The 17,875-nt window shown below is 74.0% G+C and carries 16 protein-coding genes; 9 read left to right on the top strand and 7 right to left on the bottom strand.

Annotation, left to right across the window (positions count from 1 at the left end; translation table 11 throughout):
* The first annotated feature begins 109 nt into the window (after positions 1–109).
* From CXR04_RS14675 to hemB, 6 genes are all read left to right on the top strand, one after another.
* On the top strand, positions 110–394 hold the full coding sequence (locus CXR04_RS14675; RefSeq protein WP_101426375.1) for a glutaredoxin family protein: 285 nt from the start codon (positions 110–112) through the stop codon (positions 392–394).
* Positions 395–537: 143 nt separating this feature from the next.
* Entirely contained in the window at positions 538–1,350 is an 813-nt protein-coding gene (locus tag CXR04_RS14670; RefSeq protein ID WP_101422582.1) for a redox-sensing transcriptional repressor Rex, read from the top strand.
* Positions 1,347–2,795, top strand: coding sequence for a glutamyl-tRNA reductase (locus CXR04_RS14665; protein ID WP_101422581.1), 1,449 nt, complete (start codon positions 1,347–1,349; stop codon positions 2,793–2,795). Before CXR04_RS14670 ends, CXR04_RS14665 begins: the two co-directional genes overlap by 4 nt.
* Positions 2,792–3,838 (top strand): hydroxymethylbilane synthase, encoded by a 1,047-nt coding sequence (hemC, locus tag CXR04_RS14660; protein ID WP_101422580.1) that lies wholly within the window; start codon positions 2,792–2,794, stop codon positions 3,836–3,838. Before CXR04_RS14665 ends, hemC begins: the two co-directional genes overlap by 4 nt.
* The gene (locus tag CXR04_RS14655; protein ID WP_442802377.1) at positions 3,835–5,568 is read left to right on the top strand and encodes a uroporphyrinogen-III synthase; all 1,734 of its coding nucleotides are present in this window, start codon (positions 3,835–3,837) and stop codon (positions 5,566–5,568) included. The genes hemC and CXR04_RS14655 overlap by 4 nt, the downstream gene beginning before the upstream one ends.
* 226 nt (positions 5,569–5,794) lie before the next feature.
* Complete coding sequence (gene hemB, locus CXR04_RS14650) at positions 5,795–6,730, top strand: porphobilinogen synthase (protein WP_234380766.1); 936 nt, start codon at positions 5,795–5,797, stop codon at positions 6,728–6,730.
* On the opposite strand, the gene CXR04_RS14645 is transcribed toward hemB, so the two are convergent.
* From CXR04_RS14645 to CXR04_RS14635, 3 genes are all read right to left on the bottom strand, one after another.
* The gene (locus CXR04_RS14645; protein ID WP_159072321.1) at positions 6,660–7,160 is read right to left on the bottom strand and encodes a hypothetical protein; all 501 of its coding nucleotides are present in this window, start codon (positions 7,158–7,160) and stop codon (positions 6,660–6,662) included. The two genes, hemB and CXR04_RS14645, sit on opposite strands and share 71 nt — an antisense overlap.
* Before the next feature lie 177 nt (positions 7,161–7,337).
* Entirely contained in the window at positions 7,338–7,988 is a 651-nt protein-coding gene (locus CXR04_RS14640; protein WP_101422576.1) for a class I SAM-dependent methyltransferase, read from the bottom strand.
* A gap of 41 nt (positions 7,989–8,029) precedes the next feature.
* On the bottom strand, positions 8,030–9,127 hold the full coding sequence (locus tag CXR04_RS14635) for an NAD(P)/FAD-dependent oxidoreductase (protein ID WP_234380765.1): 1,098 nt from the start codon (positions 9,125–9,127) through the stop codon (positions 8,030–8,032).
* 55 nt (positions 9,128–9,182) lie between these two features.
* Between CXR04_RS14635 and CXR04_RS14630 the strand changes: the two genes are divergently transcribed.
* Together CXR04_RS14630 and CXR04_RS14625 are read left to right on the top strand one after the other, a co-directional pair.
* On the top strand, positions 9,183–9,797 hold the full coding sequence (locus CXR04_RS14630) for a helix-turn-helix domain-containing protein (protein ID WP_101422572.1): 615 nt from the start codon (positions 9,183–9,185) through the stop codon (positions 9,795–9,797).
* 82 nt (positions 9,798–9,879) lie between these two features.
* Positions 9,880–10,818, top strand: a complete 939-nt coding sequence (locus CXR04_RS14625; RefSeq protein WP_101422570.1) for a DUF6924 domain-containing protein — start codon at positions 9,880–9,882, stop codon at positions 10,816–10,818.
* A 264-nt stretch (positions 10,819–11,082) separates the two neighbouring features.
* Here the strand turns inward: CXR04_RS14625 and CXR04_RS14620 are convergent, their stop codons facing one another.
* Positions 11,083–11,916 (bottom strand): alpha/beta fold hydrolase, encoded by an 834-nt coding sequence (locus CXR04_RS14620; protein WP_101422568.1) that lies wholly within the window; start codon positions 11,914–11,916, stop codon positions 11,083–11,085.
* Between the two features lie 37 nt (positions 11,917–11,953).
* Positions 11,954–13,744 (bottom strand): arginine--tRNA ligase, encoded by a 1,791-nt coding sequence (gene argS, locus CXR04_RS14615; protein WP_101422566.1) that lies wholly within the window; start codon positions 13,742–13,744, stop codon positions 11,954–11,956.
* 131 nt (positions 13,745–13,875) lie between these two features.
* On the opposite strand from argS, the gene lysS reads away from it, so the two are divergent.
* Positions 13,876–15,597: a lysine--tRNA ligase gene (lysS, locus tag CXR04_RS14610; protein WP_101422564.1), complete on the top strand. Its 1,722-nt coding sequence runs from the start codon at positions 13,876–13,878 to the stop codon at positions 15,595–15,597.
* Positions 15,598–15,625: 28 nt separating this feature from the next.
* Here the strand turns inward: lysS and CXR04_RS14605 are convergent, their stop codons facing one another.
* On the bottom strand, positions 15,626–16,984 hold the full coding sequence (locus CXR04_RS14605) for a DUF2637 domain-containing protein (RefSeq protein ID WP_101422562.1): 1,359 nt from the start codon (positions 16,982–16,984) through the stop codon (positions 15,626–15,628).
* Between the two features lie 124 nt (positions 16,985–17,108).
* On the bottom strand, positions 17,109–17,792 hold the full coding sequence (locus CXR04_RS14600; protein ID WP_101422560.1) for a DUF3558 family protein: 684 nt from the start codon (positions 17,790–17,792) through the stop codon (positions 17,109–17,111).
* Positions 17,793–17,875: the final 83 nt, after the last annotated feature.

Here is a 17,875-nt window from a genome sequence, read left to right as displayed (position 1 = left end):
CTGTGTACGCCCCTTGCCCGGCTTCTTTCGTTGTGTGCCCGCTCTATGTCCTGTTCTGCTCGCTTACGGACGGCTCCGGATGCTCGTGCAGGACGGCACAATCGATGACATGAGCCTGTTGCGACGTAGGACCGCCGTCTCCGCGCCCGCCCCCGCCGACCGGATCGTGACCCTCATCGGCAAGCCCGGTTGCCACCTGTGCGACGAGGCGCGCGAGGTGGTCGTCTCCGTCTGCGCGGAGCTGGGGGCCGGCTGGGAGGAGCGGGACATCACGCGGGACGAGGAGTTGTACCGGCGCTACTGGGAGCAGATCCCGGTGGTCCTCGTGGACGGTGAGCAGCACGACTTCTGGCGGGTCGACCCGGAGAGGCTGCGGCGGGCGCTGCGGTCGTGACCCGCGGGGTGACGCCCGTCACTTTGCCCGGACAAAGCGGACACCATCTTTGTGCACGCGTTCACAAAGGCATAGCCTTCTCTCATCAGTGCGGTTTCGCCCCGGCGGGCCGTACGCGGCACCGCGCTAGCGTCAGGAGCACTGTGGCAACTGGCCGAACTCACCGAACGGCGACCCGAAGCCGAGGGATCCCCGAGGCCACCGTCGCCCGGCTCCCGCTGTATCTGCGGGCCCTCACGGCGCTCTCGGAGCGCTCCGTGCCCACGGTCTCCTCCGAGGAACTGGCCGCCGCCGCCGGCGTCAACTCGGCGAAGCTGCGCAAGGACTTCTCGTATCTCGGCTCCTACGGCACCCGCGGGGTCGGCTACGACGTCGAGTACCTCGTCTACCAGATCTCCCGCGAGCTGGGCCTGACCCAGGACTGGCCCGTGGTCATCGTCGGTATCGGTAACCTCGGCGCCGCCCTCGCCGGCTACGGCGGCTTCGCCTCCCGCGGCTTCCGCGTCGCCGGGCTCATCGACGCCGACCGGGCCATGACCGGCAAGCAGGTCGCGGGCCTGACCGTGCGGCACACCGACGAACTGGAGCCGCTGATCAAGGAGAGCGGCGTCTCGATCGGCGTCATCGCCACCCCCGCGGGCGCCGCGCAGGCCGTCTGCAACCGGCTGGTGGAGGCGGGCGTCACCTCGATCCTCAACTTCGCGCCGACCGTGCTGAACGTCCCCGAGGGCGTCGACGTGCGCAAGGTCGACCTCTCGATAGAGCTGCAGATCCTCGCCTTCCACGAGCAGCGCAAGGCCGGCGAGGAGGCGGAGCTGCGCGAGGCCGAGGCGGCGGCCGCCGCGGCACAGGGCGGCACGTCCGAGGCCGACGCGGCGGCGGGCCCCACCACCGCCGCGAAGAAGCGCACCGGGCAGGGGCCCGACGGGGACGTGCCCGCCGTGATGCCCGCATGAGTGTCCTCGTCGTCGGCCTCAGCCACCGCAGCGCGCCCGTGAGCGTGCTGGAGCGGGCCTCGCTCGCGCCCGACGCGCGCGCGAAGCTGCTCGCGGACGCGGTGGCGGCGGCTCCGGTCACGGAGGCGGCGGTGCTCGCCACGTGCAACCGGATCGAGCTGTACGCCGCGGTGGACAAGTTCCACGCGGGCGTCGCCGAGCTGTCGACGCTGCTGGCGCAGCACGCGGGCGCGAGCCTGGAGGAGCTGACGCCGCACCTGTACGTGCACTACGAGGACCGCGCCGTGCACCACCTGTTCACGGTGGGCTGCGGGCTGGACTCCATGGTCGTCGGCGAGGGGCAGATCCTCGGCCAGATCAAGGACTCCCTCGCGCTCGGGCAGCGGCTGCACACCGCGGGCCGGACGCTGAACGACCTGTTCCAGCAGGCGCTGCGGGTCGGCAAGCGGGCGCACAGCGAGACGGGGATCGACAAGGCGGGGCAGTCGCTGGTCTCGTTCGGGCTGGCGCAGCTCGCGGCCGGCGCCCCGGTGGCCGAGTGGGTGGCGGGCCGCCGCGCGCTGGTGATCGGCGCGGGCTCCATGTCGTCGCTGGCGGCGACGACGCTGGCGCGGGCGGGGCTGGCGGAGCTGGTCATCGCCAACCGCACGTACGAGCGCGCGGAGCGCCTGGCGGCGAGCCTGAATGCGGGATCCGCGGTCGCGGGCGGCTGGGGTACGGGTTCGCCCGCGGCGGGCACGGCGGGGACGATCCCGTCGCAGCCCGGGTCCGCGGGGGCCGCGGCGACGGCCCGTGCGGTGCGGGTGGAGGAGATCGCGGACGAGCTGGTGACGGCGGACGTGGTCGTCTCCTGTACGGGCGCGACGGGCCTGGTGCTGACGGCCGACGAGGTACGCGGCGCACTGGACCGCCGCGCCGGGGACACCCCTCTCGCTCTGCTTGACCTGGCCATGCCGCGTGATATCGATCACGCGCTGCACGAGACGCCCGGGGTGCGGTTCGTCGACATCGAGGCTCTCGCCGGCGCCTCCGCCGATGCGCCCATGGCCGCCGACGTGGACCAGGTACGGACCATCGTCGCCGGCGAGGTCGACGACTTCGGCGCCGCGCAGCGCGCCGCCAGCATCACGCCCACCGTGGTCGCGCTGCGGACCATGGCCCAGGACGTCGTGGCGGGCGAGATCGCCCGTTTGGAGGGTAGGCTGCCCGGGCTCGACGAACGTCAGCGGGCCGAGGTGGCGCAGACCGTGCGCCGCGTCGTGGACAAGCTGCTGCACGCGCCGACCGTACGGGTCAAGGAGCTGGCCGCCACCCCCGGTGGAGCGGGGTACGCGGACGCCCTGCGGGAGCTCTTCGACCTCGACCCGGCCACCGTCGACGCCGTCAGCCGCGCGGACTCCGGCCGCGCGGCGGCCAGCGCACGCAGTGAACGGGAGCCGTCATGACCGCAGCCAAGCCGACGCAGGCGAAGGGGGCCGGGGCGCAGGAAGCCCCGCGCTTCCAGCGCCCGTTGCGCCTCGGCACGCGGCGCAGCAGGCTCGCCCTCGCGCAGTCCGAGCAGGTTGCCGAATCGGTACGCCGTCTCACCGGGCGCTCCGTCGAGCTGGTCGAGATCACCACGTACGGGGACGTGTCCCGGCAGCACCTGTCCGAGATCGGCGGCCAGGGCGTCTTCGTCGCCGCCCTGCGCGAGGCCGTGGTGCACGGCGAGGCGGACCTCGCGGTGCACTCGCTGAAGGACCTGCCGACCACGCAGCCCGAGGAGCTGGTCATCGCCGCCGTGCCGCCCCGCGAGGATCCGCGGGACGTGCTCGTCGCCCGCGACGGCCTCGGCTTCGAGGACCTGCTCGCCGCCGGCGCCCGGCCGCGTATCGGCACCGGTTCCGCGCGCCGCGCCTGCCAGTTGCACGCCTGGGCCCGTTCCCTCGGCGGCGCGATAGAGACCGTCCCGGTCCGCGGGAACGTCGACACCCGCATCGGGTACGTACAGAAGGGCGAGCTCGACGCCGTCGCGCTCGCCGCGGCGGGGCTCAGCCGCCTCGGCCGGCTGGCCGAGGTCACCGAGCTGATCCCCCTCGACGCAGTCTTGCCCGCCCCCGGCCAGGGGGCCCTGGCGGTCGAGTGCGCCTCGTCGAGCGCGCACCTGACCGCCCAGCTCGCGGAGCTCGACGACCCGCAGACGCGGGTCGCCGTCACCGCCGAGCGGACGCTGCTCGCCGCCCTGGAGGCCGGCTGCAGCGCGCCCGTGGGCGCGCTCGCCGACCTGCACGCGGAGGGTCCCTCCGGGGCCGCACTGGGCACAGCGTCCACTGTCACCGAGATGCGCCTGCGCGGCGTCGTCGGCACCCCCGACGGCTCCGCTCTGGTGCAGATGTCCGCCACCGGCCCCGTGCCGGCGTCGTACGACGACGCCGTGGCGCTCGGAAGCGAGCTCGCAGAAGAGATGCTCGCCAAGGGCGCGGCCGGTCTGATGGGGGAGCGACTTTGAGCCCCACGCCTTCGACCCGTAAGGCCAGCGCGTCGGCGCGTACCGCAGCGACCGGCGCGGCCCGCCCGCCAGGGCCCGCCGCCCGCGGGCACGTCACGTTCCTGGGCGCAGGACCCGGGGATCCCGGACTGCTGACGCTGCGCGCCGTGGAAGCGCTGTCTGCCGCAGACGTCCTGATCGCCGACCCCAAGGTCCTCGCCGTCGTACGCGCCCACGCGCGCGCCGGCGCGATCATGCCGCACACGTCGGCGGCGGCTGCGCCCGCGGCGCATACGCCGGCGGCCGCGGGGGACGACGAACCGCCAACGGCCGCTGACGCAGGCCATCTTGTCATGGAGGCCGCGCGCGCCGGCAGGCGGGTCGTGCATGCCGTGGCGGGTGATCCGGGCCTCGACGGCGGTGCCGCGCAGGCGATGCGCGCGTGCGCCGCGGAGGGCGTCTCCTTCGAGGTGGTGCCCGGGGTCGCGACCGCCGTGGGCGTGCCCGCGTACGCCGGTGTGCCGCTGCACGACCCCGAGGGTACGGACGTGCGCGTCGTGGACGCCGCGACCGCCTCGGAGCAGATCTGGGGCGAGGCGGGCGCCAGCGACTGCACGCTCGTGGTGCAGACGTCCCTGGAAGCCACCGCCGCGACGGCCCGCGAGCTGGTCGCCGCGGGCCGCAAGCCGGACACCCCGATGACGGTCACGCTCGCGGGCACGACGACGCGGCAGCGGACGTTCAGCGCCACGCTCGGCAGCGTCGCGCAGGTGCTGAAGGCCGCGAAGGTGCTGCCGTCGCCGGACGCCGGGCAGGCGGTCATAGCGGTCGTCGGCGAGCAGAGCGCGCCGGCCCGCCGCGAGCAGTTGGCCTGGTTCGAGTCCAAGCCCCTCTTTGGCTGGCACGTGCTCGTGCCGCGGACGAAGGAGCAGGCGGCGTCGCTGTCCGAGCAACTGCGCTCGTACGGTGCCGTGCCGCACGAGGTGCCGACCATCGCCGTGGAGCCGCCGCGTACCCCGCAGCAGATGGAGCGGGCGGTCAAGGGCCTGGTCACCGGGCGGTACGAGTGGATCGCCTTCACGTCCGTCAACGCCGTCAAGGCGGTGCGGGAGAAGTTCGAGGAGTACGGGCTGGACGCCCGCGCGTTCGCCGGGATCAAGGTCGCCGCGGTCGGCGAGCAGACGGCGGCGGCGCTGGTGGAGTTCGGTGTACGGCCCGATCTGCAGCCCAGCGGCGAGCAGTCGTCGCACGGGCTGCTGGAGGACTGGCCGCCCTACGACCCGGTCTTCGACCCGATCGACCGGGTGTTCCTGCCGCGGGCCGACATCGCCACCGAGACGCTGGTGGCGGGGCTGAAGGACCTCGGCTGGGAGGTCGACGACATCACCGCGTACCGCACGGTGCGCGCGTCGCCGCCGCCGGCCGAGACCCGCGAGGCGATCAAGGGCGGCGGTTTCGACGCCGTGCTGTTCACCTCGTCCTCGACGGTACGGAACCTCGTCGGCATCGCCGGCAAGCCGCACAACGTCACGGTCATCGCCTGTATCGGCCCGGCCACGGCGAAGACGGCGGAGGAGCACGGGCTGCGCGTCGACGTCATGGCGCCGGAGCCGTCCGTGCACCGGCTGGCCGAGGCCCTGGCGGAGTTCGGCGCGCGGCGCCGGGCGGCGGCGGTCGAGGCCGGGGAGCACGTCACCCGGCCCAGCGAGCGCAGGCCGCGGCGGCGGGCGCGGACGACGACCACGAGCTGACGGGGGCCCGGCGGGGATGTCACCGCGGGGGCGTACGGTGGGATCCACCCGGCCCCCCGCGGCCCGGTGGGGGGCGCGTCCGGATGTGCCCTCCCTCGCCGGGCCGGCCACCGGCCGCCCCGGAGCACCACGGAGGTAAGCACACGTGTCCGGCACCGACGCCCCGCACCCCGGCCCCGTCACCGTTCCCGTCGTCCGCCCGCGGCGGCTGCGCACCACGCCCGCGATGCGGCGCATGGTCGCCGAGACCAGGCTGCACCCGGCGGAGCTGATCCTGCCCGCCTTCGTACGCGAAGGCATCGACGACCCGGCGCCGATCCCGTCCATGCCCGGCGTCGTGCAGCACACCCGCGACACCCTGAAGAAGGCCGCCGCCGAGGCCGTCGCCGCGGGCATCGGCGGGATCATGCTCTTCGGTGTGCCGGAGGAGCACAAGAAGGACGCGATCGGCTCGGCGGGCACGGACCCGGACGGCATCCTCCAGGTCGCGCTGCGCGACGTGCGGGCCGAGGTCGGGGACGACCTGGTGATCATGTCCGACGTGTGCCTGGACGAGACCACCGACCACGGGCACTGCGGGGTGCTGGACGCCGCCGGCCGGGTCGACAACGACGCGACGCTTGAGCGGTACGCGGAGATGGCCGTGGTGCAGGCGGACGCCGGGGCGCACGTGCTGGGGCCGAGCGGCATGATGGACGGCCAGGTCGCGGTGATCCGCGAGGCCCTGGACCGGGCGGGCCACCAGGACGCGGGGATCCTCGCGTACACCGTGAAGTACTCCTCCGCCTTCTTCGGCCCCTTCCGGCAGGCGATCAACTCCTCGCTGAAGGGCGACCGGAAGACGTACCAGCAGGACCCGCCGAACGGCCGCGAGGCGCTGCGGGAGCTGTCCCTCGACCTCGCCGAGGGCGCCGACATGGTGATGGTCAAGCCGGCCGGGCCGTATCTGGACGTGCTGCGCCGGGTCGCCGACGAGTCGGACGTGCCGGTGGCGGCGTACCAGATCTCGGGCGAGTACGCGATGGTCGAGGCGGCGGCGGAGCGCGGCTGGGTCGACCGGGACGCGGCGATGATGGAGACGCTGACGGGGATCAGGCGGGCCGGGGCGCAGATGATCCTGACGTACTGGGCGATGGACGCGGCCCGGAAGCTGCGCGGCTGACGCGCGGGGGCCGGGCGGCCGCTACGGTGACGCGCCGGGCGGCCGCGTTCGTCGGCCCCTGCACGCCACGCTTGCGCTCCGCGGGGTCGCGCTCGCCGAGCAGGAGGGGTACGAGGCTGCCGTCGTTGAGGAGGCGGGCGAACGCGCGGCGCTCGTCGGCGGCGGCGCCGGCGCCGGCGGCGAAGTTCTCGTACAGCGCGGGGTTGTTGAGGAAGTAGGCGCGGTTGGCGACCGGCGTGCCGCTGTTGACCAGGGCCCGGCGGAGTTCCGCGGAGGCCGCGGCGAGATGCGCGTCGTCCGGGCCGGAGCCGGCGGTGGCCGCCTGCCGGGACGCCGCGGCGGAGGGCGGCAGCCACTGGTTGTCCAGTGCCTGGGCCATGACCGGGTACCGGCCGCGGAGATCCTGGAACTCCCACTGTCTCGTTGCCATTTAACCCAGCCTGCCGGTCGCCGTCGATCGTCCCGCGCGGTCATCCTGCCGCACCGCCGGACGGGCGGCACCCGGATCTCCGGGAGGGCCGTGCGCCGTGTACGGGGACGGGCACCGGGACCGGCGCGGGCGGCTCCTCCGTCGCCGGAGGAGCCGCCCCGGGAGGGACCGCCGCAGTCAGCGCCGCCGTGCGCGCAGCACCGCGTCGTGGTGTTCCGCCGGCTGGTCGGGGCCGTGGGGTTCGTGGCCTTCGGGGGCCCGGCGGGTGCGGACCTCCGCCACGGCGATGTCCCAGGAATCGGTGGCCAGGTCCGCCGCCACGTCCTCCGCGGTGAAGTGCACGCCCGGGTGGGCCTCGGCGATGTCCGCGGCCCGGGGGTCCGTCTCGTGGTGGCCGACGACCAGCAGGGTGCCGCCGGGGACCACCATCGCCGCGAGGCGGCCGAAGAGCGCCTGGCGGGAGGCGGTGGTGTGGACGTAGTGGGTGGTGACCAGGTCGAAGGGGGCACCGTCAGGGGTGGAGTCGGTCAGGTCGGCCCGTACCCACGTGATACGTCCCGCGACCTCCGCGCCGCGCGCCTCGGCGTGGGCGCGGGCCCGGTCCAGCGCGGTGGCGGAAATGTCCACCGCCGTCACCCGCCAGCCGCGCTCGGCGAGCCAGATGGCGTCGGCGCCCTCGCCGCAGCCGGCCTCCAGGGCGGTGCCGGGCGGCAGCTCGGCGAGTTCGGCCACGAGCTGGGTGTTGGGGCGGCCGCTCCAGATCGCGTCGCGGGCGCGGTACTTCTCTTCCCAGTACGCCTCGCCGAACTCTTCCGTCGCGTTCGTCATCCTGGTGTCCCTCTCTGTCGTCGTCTCGGTCGGTACGTACGTCACACGCCGACCCGGCGGGCGGCGACCGCCCGGCGGGTGTCCTCGGCGACGAGGTCCGCGTTGATCTGCGCGCCGGCCATGGCGCCGGCCGACGACGCGGCGTGGACCTGGGCGGTCATGTCGGTGACGTTGCCCGCGACCCACACCCCCGGTACGTCGGTGCGGCCGGTGGCGTCGGCGGGGATGGTCTCGCCCATGCCGGACGGGTGGGCGACGGGGGTGAGGCCGAGGGCGGTCAGGAGCCCGCTGCGGGCCACCATGCGCGGGGCCACCGCGAGCGCCTGGCGGGGGACGACGGTGCCGTCCGCGAGGCGTACGCCGGTGAGCCGGTCGGCGGCGATCTCCAGGCCGGCGACCTCGCCGGTGACGACGCGCACGCCGAGGGCGTCCAACTGCTCGGCGTCCTCGCCCGCCGGGGGCTCGGTGGTGTGCGCGAAGTACGTGACGTCGGCGCTCAACTGCCGGAACAGCAGCGCCTGGTGCAGCGCCATCGGCCCGGTCGCCAGCACGCCGATGGCCTGGTCGCGGACCTCCCAGCCGTGGCAGTACGGGCAGTGCAGTACGTCCCGGCCCCAGCGCTCGCGCACGCCGGGGACGGGGGGCAGCTCGTCGACGAGGCCGGTGGTGACAAGGAGCCGCCGGGCGCGTACGGACCTGCCGTCGGCGAGGGTGACCACGAACCCGCCCTCCCCCTCCCCGGGCCCGCCGTCGCCGGTGCCGGCCGCGGGCTCCCGGGCCACCCCGGTGACCTCGCCGGGCACCACGTGGCCCCCGTAGCCGCGCACCTCCGCCCGGCCGCGCGCCAGCAGCTCGCCCGGGGGCATGCCCTCGCGGCCCAGCAGCCCGTGTACGCCGTCCGCCGGGGCGTTGCGCGGGGCGCCCGCATCGATCACCGCCACGGAGCGGCGGGAGCGGGCCAGCATCAGCGCACCGGTCAGCCCGGCCGCGCCGCCGCCGACCACCACGGCCTCGTAGCTCTCCGCCGGCTCGTCGGCCGCCTCGCGGCCCTCCGCCCACGCGGCGGTCCCGGCCTCTTCGGCGATCCCGGCCCTCTCGGCCCTTTCGGTCACGTCGACCACCTCCATGCCGCCGACGATGCAGCCGACACCGCCGAATGCGCAAACCCTGTTGCCGATATGGCAAACTCTTCGTATGGCTGACACCGACAGCACCCCAGACCCCGGCGGCGAGCTGGACACCGCGCTCACCGCCGTCGGCCCCCGCCTGCGCGAGCTGCGCCGCCAGCGCGAGCAGACGCTCGCCGAGCTGGCCACGGCCACCGGGATTTCGGTGAGCACGCTGTCGCGGCTGGAATCCGGCAGCCGCCGCCCCACGCTGGAGCTGCTGCTGCCGCTGGCCCGCGCCCACGGCGTCACGCTCGACGAGCTCGTCGGCGCCCCGCCCACCGGCGACCCCCGCATCCACCTGCGCCCGGTCACCCGCAACGGCATGACGATGCTGCCGCTGTCCCGCCGGGCCGGCGGCATCCAGGCGTTCAAGCTGATCCTGCCCGCGGGCAGCGGGCGCCGGGAGCCTGACCTGCGCACCCACGAGGGCTACGAGTGGATGTACGTGATGAACGGCCGGCTGCGCGTCGTGCTCGGCGAGCACGACCTGATCCTGGAACCCGGCGAGGCGGCCGAGTTCGACACCCGCGTACCGCACTGGTTCGGCGCGGCGGACGACGAACCCGTGGAGTTCCTCAGCCTCTTCGGCGGCCAGGGCGAACGCGCCCACCTGCGCGCCCGCCCGAAGTCGGCCCCGTAGCGGAGGAGCCGGCCGGCGGCCGCTGTCAGTGCGGCGCGATAGCTTCCCCGACATCTTGCGGCGAACCGTCGAAAGGGAAGTCATGTCCTACCCGGAGCTGCCCCGGACCGCGTCCGGCGAGGTGCTGGTGATCTGCACGTACTACGACGAGGGCGAGCCCTGCTGGGGCGAGCTGCGCGACCGGACCGGGGACGGCGCCGCGACCGTCCCGGACGGCGGCGGCCCGGTGCGGCTGCGCCGCGTCGTCGACGCCGGCTGGGACGGCCTGCGCGGCGGGAACGTGCCCGCGCTCCTCCCGCGCGGCGGATCCGCCGCGCCCGTCGCCGTCCTGGTGGACAGCGCCGCGGTCTACGGCGGCGAGCCGCTGCTGGTGGACCTGGCGGCGATACCGGGGCGCGGGGTCCGGGTCGTGGCGGACCGGCTCGGCGAGATCCTGGGGGCCCTGCTCGGCGGGACGCTCGTGTTCGACGATCTCGTCCGCGCGATGGACAGTCAGGGCACCTACCAGGGCGACGCCGGGCGTCCGGCCTTCCCCGCGCCGACGACCCCGCCGCCCCGGGCCTTCCCGGCCCTGCCCGTCACCGACGGCGCCCTGCTGGTCCGTACCTCCTTCGAGGACGACGACGGCTGGCGCGCCCTGCTGGCCGAGCTGGGCGGGACCGACGCGGACGGCTGGGTCGGCGCGGACATCGACCCGGACGACATCGACGTGGACAACTACCCGCTGACGGCGCTGGTCGTGGACGACCCGGCCTACGCGGGCCTGCCGCCCGGCGCGGTCCCGGCGCTCGTCCCGCCCGGGGAGCACACCGTGCTGGTCGCACTCGCCGACGCCGGCACCTTCGCCGGGGCGGGAGGACGGCCGGTGGTCGCCGTCGATCTCGACGACGCCCCGGGCCACATCGCGGTCCTGCCGTGGCGCCAAGCGGGCTCCATGGTCTGCAACCTGGAGATCGCCAACATGGACTTCTTCGACTACGTCGCCGTGGAGGGCGTGCAGCCGTGGTGGGAGGAGGCGTAGGCGCGCCCGGCGGGCGGTTCCAGGGTCTGTCTTCGATCTTCCGTCTGCGGCTGGGGGTACCGCCCATGTGCGCGCAGCGCGCTGTGGGGGAGCCTGGCACGCCCGCTCGCTGCGTTGTCGGGATCGACCGGACAGGCCCACTGTGCGGTCGGCCCTCCGCCTTGCGATCGCACGCGCCGGCCTCCCCCTACGCCCTGGGGGCGTGTCCGGTACCCCCTGCGCCGCCCGCCCTGCGGGCGAACGACGCGAGATCGAAGACAGACCCTAGGACTGCTCGGTGAGGAACGTCTGCAGGACGGCGGTCAGTTCGGCCGGGGCGTCTTCCTGGGCCAGGTGGCCCGCGCCCTCGAACAGCTCCAGTGCGGCGTGCGGGACGAGGGCGTGCAGTTCGCGGGCCTTGGCGACCGGGATCCAGGTGTCGTCCGTGCCCCAGCAGATGAGCGTGGGCAGGGCGATCTCGCCGTAGCGGGGCTGGATCTCGTCGGTGTAGCGCTGGTCGGCCTGGGCGATCTGGCGGTAGAACGCCGGGCGGCCGGCGTCGTCGGTCCAGGGGGCGACGAGGGCGTCGAGGACCGCCGGGTGGAGGCCGGGGCCGCCGGTGGTGGTGATGTACTCGCGGACGAGCGCGGTGTGCAGTGCCGCCGGAAGCTGCTCGAAGACGGGCGCGTGGTCCCTGACGAGACGGAAGAACGGCGAGCCCCAGGGGGCGAGCGCGACGGGGTCGACGAGGGCCAGCGCGCGGTACGCGGCGCCGTGCAGCAGGTGCGCGCGCAGCGCGACGGCGCCGCCGAAGTCGTGCCCGACGACCAGCGGCTCGTCCAACCGCCAATGATCCAGCAGTTGGACGAAGATCCGCCCCTGCGCGTCGAGCGAGACGTCCTGCCCGGCGCGCTTCTCCGACTGCCCGTACCCGGGCATGTCCCAGACGTACACCTCGCGCCCCCGCGCCAGGGCCCGCGCGACGGCCCGCCAGGTGTACGACGACCACGGCGTCCCGTGCAGCAACACCACCGGCCGCCCGCCGGCAGCCCCGAGCCGGTCCCAGCGGACCTCCCCGGCCGAGCTGGGGAAGGTCCGCGTCAACTGCCAGTCGCTCATGACGATCACCCTACGGGAGCCGCCCGCGACCGGTCGGTCAGAGGCGCTCCGGGGTGCGGATGCCCAGCAGGGCCATGCCGGTGTGCAGGGTCTGCGCCGTCAGGTCGCCGAGGAACAGGCGGTTCTCCACCTGGGCGGGGGTGTCCGCCTTCAGGACCGGGCAGTGCTCGTAGAACGTCGTGAAGTGCGACGCGAGTTGGTAGAGGTACGCCGCGATCTTGTGCGGCGCGTACTCCTCCGCCGCCTCCGCGACCACCGCCGCGAAGCCGTCCACGTGCAGGCCCAGCGCCCGCTCCGCCGGTTCGAGCGCCAGCTCCGGGTGGGCCGCCGGGCGGGCGGTGTCGCCGGCGCGCCGGAGGATGGAGCGGATCCGGGCGTACGCGTACTGGAGGTAGACCGAGGTGTCGCCGTGCAGGGACACCATCTGGTCCAGGTCGAACTTGTAGTCCCGGGCCGCGGACGTGGACAGGTCGGCGTACTTGACCGCGCCGATGCCCACCTGCGCGCCGCGCTCCGCGATCTCCGCCTCCGTCAGCGGCGGCACCGCCTTGTCGGCCTTCTCCCGGACCACCGACGACGCCCGGTCGACCGCCTCGTCGAGCAGGTCCTCCAGCCGTACGGTCGTGCCCGCCCGGGTCTTGAACGGCTTGCCGTCCTTGCCCAGGACCGTGCCGAACGCGAGCTGCGTCGCCGTCACGCCGCCGTCGAGCCAGCCCATCCGGCGGGCGGTCTCGAAGACCATCCGGAAGTGCAGCGACTGGCGGTGGTCCACGACGTAGAGCAGCGTCTGCGCCTTGATGTTGAACACCCGGTCGCGGATGGCGGACAGGTCGGTGGCCGCGTACCCGTAGCCGCCGTCGGACTTGCGGACGATCAGCGGGACCGGCTGGCCGTCCTGGCCCTTGATGTCGTCGAAGAAGACGCACAGCGCGCCCTCGGAGTCGACCGCGACGCCCGCGTCCGCGAGCAGCTCGCAGGTCTCGTCCAGCATGTCGTTGTAGCCGGACTCGCCGACGATGTCGGCGTCCCTGACCTCCATGTCGAGCTTGTCGAAGACCGAGAAGAAGTACAGCTTCGACTCGTCCACGAACCGCTGCCACAGCGCCCGCGTCTCCGGGTCGCCCGACTGCAGCGCGACGACCCGGCGCCTGGCCCGCTCCTTGAAGGCGTCGTCGGCGTCGAAGACGGCGCGGGCGGCCTTGTACAGCCTGTTGAGGTTGGAGGCGGCCTCTTCGCCGGAGACGGCGGCGCCGTCGGCGCCGTCCGCGCCGCCGCGGTCCAGCTCGTGCGGGTGCTCGTCCAGGTACTGGATGAGCATGCCGAACTGCGTGCCCCAGTCGCCGATGTGGTGCCGCCTGACCACCGTCTCGCCGGTGAACTCCAGCACCCGCACGAGCGAGTCGCCGATGACCGCCGACCGCAGGTGCCCGACGTGCATCTCCTTCGCCACGTTCGGCTGGGCGTAGTCGATGACGGTCGTGCCGGGGGCGTCCGCGTACGGGACGCCGAGGCGGTCGTCCGCGGCGCGCGCGGCGAGGGTCGACGTGATCGCCGCGTCCGTCACCGCGATGTTGAGGAAGCCGGGCCCGGAGACCTCGACGTCCGCGAGCACGTCGCCCGCGTCGACCTGCCCGGCGACCTGGGCGGCCAGCTCCCGCGGGCTGGTCTTCAGCCGCTTGGCCAGCGCCAGCATGCCGTTGGCCTGGAAGTCCGCCCGGTCGCTGCGTCGCAGCAGGGGGTCCGCGGCCGCCTCCTGCGGCAGTGCTGCCGCAAGGGCGTCCGCGACGCGCTGCCGGACCTGGGTGGCGAGGGACGGGACTGAGGCCATGTTCGTGATCGCCGCTTCCTTCTGGAGGTGGGATGAGCCCTCAGTATCCCATGCAGGGCAAGGCGGTTTTGTTTGGGAGAATGGGTCCCGCAAGCGCTGCAGAGACGCGCAGAGAGAGGAAGTACAGGACTGTGGGTGCCACCGCCGAGGCCGCCGACTGGGTCTCCCGTTTCGCCGACGAGGTCATCGCCGAGGCGGAGCGTCGCGCCCCCGGCAAACCGGTGGTCTGTGCCTCCGGCCTGTCCCCTTCAGGACCGATCCACCTGGGCAACCTGCGCGAGGTGATGACGCCGCACCTGGTGGCCGACGAGATCCGCCGCCGCGGCGTCCCCTGCGAGCACCTGATCTCCTGGGACGACTACGACCGTTTCCGCAAGGTGCCCGCCGGCGTCGAGGGCGTCGACGAGTCCTGGGCGGAGCACATCGGCAAGCCGCTGACCTCCGTGCCCGCGCCCGCGGGCAGCCCGTACCCGAGTTGGGCCGCGCACTTCAAGGCGGCCATGGAGGGCGCGCTCGCCGAGATGGGCGTGACGTACCGCGGCATCAGCCAGACGGAGATGTACACGGCGGGCGCGTACCGCGAGCAGATCCTCTTCGCGATGCGGCACCGTGCCGAGATCGACGCGGTCCTCGCCGAGTTCCGCACGAAGCCGAAGCAGCAGAAGAAGCAGCAGCAGAAGCCGGTGGACGAGGCGGAGCTGGCCGCGGCCGAGGGCTCCGGCGCCGCCGACGAGGACGACGGCCTGACGGCCGGCGGCGCGTACTACCCGTACAAGCCGTACTGCGGGGTCTGCGGGCGCGACCTGACGACGGTCACCGCGTACGACGACGAGACCACCGAGCTGACGTACACCTGCGCCTGCGGGCACGGCGAGACCGTGCGGCTCGCGGAGTTCGACCGCGGCAAGCTCGTCTGGAAGGTCGACTGGCCGATGCGCTGGGCGTACGAGGGCGTGGTCTTCGAGCCCTCCGGCGTCGACCACCACTCGCCCGGCTCGTCGTGGAACGTCGGCGGCAAGCTCGTCGGGATCTTCGGCTGGGAGCGGCCCATCGGCCCGATGTACGCGTTCGTCGGCATCAGCGGCATGGCGAAGATGTCGTCGTCGAAGGGCGGCGTGCCGACGCCCGCCGAGGCGCTGGAGATCATGGAGCCGATGCTGCTGCGCTGGCTGTACGCGCGGCGCCGGCCGAACCAGTCGTTCAAGGTCGCCTTCGACCAGGAGATCCAGCGGACGTACGACGAGTGGGACGCCCTCGTCCGCAAGGTCGGCGCGGGCTCGGCGCAGCCGGGCGACGTCGCGGCGTACGAGCGCGCCTCGGGCACCGCCGCCGGGCCGCTGCCGGCGACGCCGCGCCCGCTGCCGTACCGCATGCTCGCCTCCGTGACCGACGTGACCGCGGGCGACGACGAGCAGACGCTGCGGATCCTCGCCGAGGTCGACCCGGAGCACCCGCTGACGTCGCTGGCCGAGGCGCGGCCGCGGCTGGACAAGGCGGAGCGCTGGATCACCACGCAGGTCCCGGCCGACCAGCGCACCCAGGTACGCAAGGACGCGGACGCGGAGCTGCTGGCGTCGCTCGGCGAGGACGAGAGGGAGCTGCTGCGGCTGCTGCTCGCCGGTCTTGACGAGCACTGGTCGCTGGACGGGCTGACGACGCTGCTGTACGGGGTGCCGAAGCTGCGCGCCGGGCTGCCCGCGGATGCGAAGCCGACGCCGGAGCTGAAGGCGGAGCAGCGGGCGTTCTTCGCGCTGCTGTACCGGCTGCTGGTGGGCCGCGACACCGGGCCGCGGCTGCCGACGCTGCTGCTGGCGGTCGGGCAGGAGCGGGTGCGGGAGCTGCTGGGCGGCTGAAGCCGCGGGGCGGGGCGCCGCCGGCCGGTCAGGCGGTGCCCATGCCCTGGTTGTAGCGCGCCTTCAGTTCGTGGGTGTACGTGCGCAGGTAGCGCTCGTCGAGCGTGCGGCCGTCGGTGTAGTGGACGCCGTGGACGTCGCGCAGGTAGCGGGCGAACACGCGCGCGGAGGGGAAGCGGCCCTCGTCCACCACGAACTGGCGGTAGAAGCCGAAGAGCGCGTCGTCGTACGGCACGCCGTCCGGCAGCCCGACGACCTCGGCGCTGTCGTCGGCGGGAGCGGGCGGCGCGACGGGCTCGGGCGCCGGTTCGGGTTCGGGCTCGGGTTCCCGGGGCGGCGGGTCGACGGCGGCCGGCCGCTGCGCCGCGGCCCGCTGGTGGCCGTTGACCCCGGCGGGGGCGCGCAGATCGCGGCGCGGCGCGGGCCCCGGGATCGTCGCGACGGGCTCGGGGGCGGGCAGGGGCTCCGGCTCGGGTTCCGGTACGGGAGCGGGAGCGGGAGCGGTGACGGCGGCGGGCGGCGCCGGCTCGGCCTGCGGGGCGGCGGCCGCGGGCTGGTACGCGACCTGGGCGGGCTGTGCGGTCTGTACAGGCAGCACAGCTTGTGCGGTCTGTGCAGTTTGTGCGTCCTGTGCAGTTTGCGTGGTTTGTACGTCCTGTGCGGGCTCCAGGGCGTGCGCCGTCCGCGCGACCGATCCGGCCGGCCGCAGCGGCGCGTCGATGCCCGCCGCCGCCAGCCCCGCCTGCGCCGTCTCCGCCAGCGGCACTCCGTACCGTGCCAGCTTCAGCGGCATGACCGCCTCCACCGGCGCCTTCCGCCGCCACGCCCGGCCGTAGCGGGCGCGCAGCCGGGCGCGGTAGACCATACGGTCCTGTTCGAGACGGATGACCTCCTCGTACGAGCGCAGCTCCCACAGCTTCATCCGCCGCCAGAGCCGGAACGTGGAGGGGAAGGCCAGCAGCCAGCGCGAGACGCGCACGCCCTCCATGTACTTGTCGGCCGTGATGTCCGCGATCCGGCCGATCGCGTGCCGCGCGGCCTCCACCGCCACCACGAACAGCACCGGGATGATCGCGTGCATCCCGACGCCCAGCGGGTCGGGCCACGCCGCCGCACCGTTGAACGCGATCGTCGCCGCCGTCAGCAGCCACGCCGCCTGCCGCAGCAGCGGGAACGGGATGCGGATCCAGGTCAGCAGCAGGTCGAGGGCCAGCAGCACCACGATGCCCGCATCGATGCCGATGGGGAAGAAGACCGCGAAGTCGCCGAAGCCCTTCTTCTCGGCGAGGTCGCGCACGGCCGCGTAGGACCCGGCGAAGCCGATCGCCGCGATCACCGCCGCGCCGAGGACGACGACGGTGATGAGTATGCGGTGCGTCCGGTTCATGCGTATCGCAGGAGCCCTGTCCACGCGCCGTTCCCTCTCCGCTGGCGATCACCGGCCGCCCCGGGTCCTGCCCGGAGCCACGCTAGCCTCGCACGGCTGTACGGGCTTGCGTATGCAGGTTCGCTCACTTGACCGCGGCCAGGGCCTCCTTGGTCGCCTTCTCGGCGTCCTTCAGCAGGTCGGCGGACTTGGGCTGATCCGAGCCCTGGAAACCGGCGCCGTGGTAGTTCACGGTGACGACGACGTTTTCCTGCAGCGAGACGACCGTCTGCTTCCGGTAGTCCTGCTTGTCCTCCGTCGTCTCGTACGTGAACCCCGCGGCCTTCTGCCCCAGGCCCGACGGCGCGGAGGTCTTCATGCCCTTGGCGCCCTCGACCGCCTCGGCGCCCTTGACCTGCTTGCCGTAGTACTCGGCGGCGCGGTCGGCGCCGCTGCCGACGGCCGGGTCGGAGTCGTAGCGCTGGTAGGAGACGTCGAGCCAGCGCCACTGGTAGCCGTCGAGGCCGTCCCAGGAGCAACTGCTGCGCTGGGAGGTGTCGGCGGACTTGCCCGCCTTGCCGGCGGTGCTCTTCGCCCCCGGCACCAGGTCCTTGATGCTGTCCTTCGCGAGCGCGCCGCAGGGGTCGGGCAGCTTGGCGAACTTCGCCGGCTCGATCTGCGGCTCGCTGCTCTCCGCGGACGGCGCGGCGCTGCTCGGCTTGCCGCTGTCGCCGCCGTCGTCGCCGGAGGAGCAGCCGGCGGTGACGAGTATCACGGGCACGGCCGCGGCGGCCAGGGCTCGGGGGATGCGGGTCGTGGAGCGGTGCATGGGTCCTTCATCACTCGGTCGTCGGGCGGCGCGTGGTGGGGGCACGACGCCCTGGGCCAGGCGCCTCGCGTGCGCCAGCTTGC

The organism is Streptomyces sp. CMB-StM0423 (assembly GCF_002847285.1).
Taxonomy (GTDB): Bacteria; Actinomycetota; Actinomycetes; order Streptomycetales; family Streptomycetaceae; genus Streptomyces.
The sequence above is the reverse complement of the archived record's forward strand: the minus strand, read 5'-3'. Positions and strand labels throughout refer to the sequence as shown.

Coding starts and splice junctions, on each gene's coding strand:
- CXR04_RS14620 (WP_101422568.1), bottom strand. CDS start 11,916: ATGAGCGACTGGCAGTTGACGCGGACCTTCCCCAGCTCGGCCGGGGAG.
- CXR04_RS14645 (WP_159072321.1), bottom strand. CDS start 7,160: ATGGCAACGAGACAGTGGGAGTTCCAGGATCTCCGCGGCCGGTACCCG.
- CXR04_RS14630 (WP_101422572.1), top strand. CDS start 9,183: ATGGCTGACACCGACAGCACCCCAGACCCCGGCGGCGAGCTGGACACC.
- CXR04_RS14600 (WP_101422560.1), bottom strand. CDS start 17,792: ATGCACCGCTCCACGACCCGCATCCCCCGAGCCCTGGCCGCCGCGGCC.
- CXR04_RS14625 (WP_101422570.1), top strand. CDS start 9,880: ATGTCCTACCCGGAGCTGCCCCGGACCGCGTCCGGCGAGGTGCTGGTG.
- CXR04_RS14665 (WP_101422581.1), top strand. CDS start 1,347: ATGAGTGTCCTCGTCGTCGGCCTCAGCCACCGCAGCGCGCCCGTGAGC.
- argS (WP_101422566.1), bottom strand. CDS start 13,744: ATGGCCTCAGTCCCGTCCCTCGCCACCCAGGTCCGGCAGCGCGTCGCG.
- CXR04_RS14675 (WP_101426375.1), top strand. CDS start 110: ATGAGCCTGTTGCGACGTAGGACCGCCGTCTCCGCGCCCGCCCCCGCC.
- hemB (WP_234380766.1), top strand. CDS start 5,795: ATGCGGCGCATGGTCGCCGAGACCAGGCTGCACCCGGCGGAGCTGATC.
- hemC (WP_101422580.1), top strand. CDS start 2,792: ATGACCGCAGCCAAGCCGACGCAGGCGAAGGGGGCCGGGGCGCAGGAA.
- CXR04_RS14640 (WP_101422576.1), bottom strand. CDS start 7,988: ATGACGAACGCGACGGAAGAGTTCGGCGAGGCGTACTGGGAAGAGAAG.
- CXR04_RS14605 (WP_101422562.1), bottom strand. CDS start 16,984: ATGAACCGGACGCACCGCATACTCATCACCGTCGTCGTCCTCGGCGCG.